This is a genomic window from Candidatus Hodgkinia cicadicola, assembly GCF_002774925.1.
In genome coordinates, this window is record NZ_NXGO01000133.1 from 1 (window position 1) to 760 (window position 760).

General features: G+C 36.1%; 2 protein-coding genes. One reads left to right on the top strand and one right to left on the bottom strand.

Going from position 1 to position 760, the window contains the following annotated elements; translation table 4 throughout:
* The coding region (locus MAGTDC_RS03650) for a histidinol dehydrogenase (RefSeq protein ID WP_146657089.1) at window positions 1-198 on the top strand (198 nt) is incomplete at its 5' end.
* Between the two features lie 301 nt (window positions 199-499).
* On the opposite strand, the gene MAGTDC_RS03655 is transcribed toward MAGTDC_RS03650, so the two are convergent.
* Window positions 500-685, bottom strand: coding sequence for a hypothetical protein (locus MAGTDC_RS03655; RefSeq protein ID WP_192573218.1), 186 nt, complete (start codon window positions 683-685; stop codon window positions 500-502).
* Between the last annotated feature and the right edge of the window lie 75 nt (window positions 686-760).

Genomic DNA, 760 nt, shown 5'->3' on the forward strand with positions numbered 1-760 from the left:
GCTACACCTTATCGTAAGATTAAAGATAAACGTTTATTTATGGCTTGTGCAAGTATTTGTGGGGTAGAATGTATATACACCTTTGGTGGACCTCAAGCAATAATTGCAATGGCAATAGGTACTGAGGTCCTGTTTGGAGGGTTGCAGTGAATACATAGTAGAAAGTTCAAACATGTCAAAAGCTTAAAATGTTTCTAAGCTATATGGTTTCCGAGAAAATTATAATCTTGATGTGTTTTATATTACATCTGATTAAAGATAAGTCGTAATAAGAGATTTAAGCTTCAGAACGGAGGAGGGTACTGTGAGTGTAAATTGGTTTGAAATGGTTAGGATAATGAAGCCTGTAACACTGGCAAGATTGTAGAACAATGATTTTGAGTTGAGGAATGAACAGTAAGACTCCAAAGTCGTACTATAGTCATATACAGTCATAGTATAAAAGAGTAAGAAATGCGGCGCCTTGCAGATTCGAGTCCGCTCTAAGTTTTTCCACGAACTATGCGAGGAATGTTGTTACACCTGAACTTCATTCTCCGGGTAAGTTGAAGGTAGTCTGTATCCTATGTAGCATTAATGTCATTATCTTCGTTTGAATCTTATAGCTGAAACACTGTAGTGTGTCTACGTACACTCACTCTATCCCTTTACAGTTTAAAGACTGTTTCTGGTAACTAAACATCAACCTCGTAATGACAAATTACCTACTATCCCAATACCTAAATTCAGATAAAGATCAGCTTACTTCAGTTTTAATATT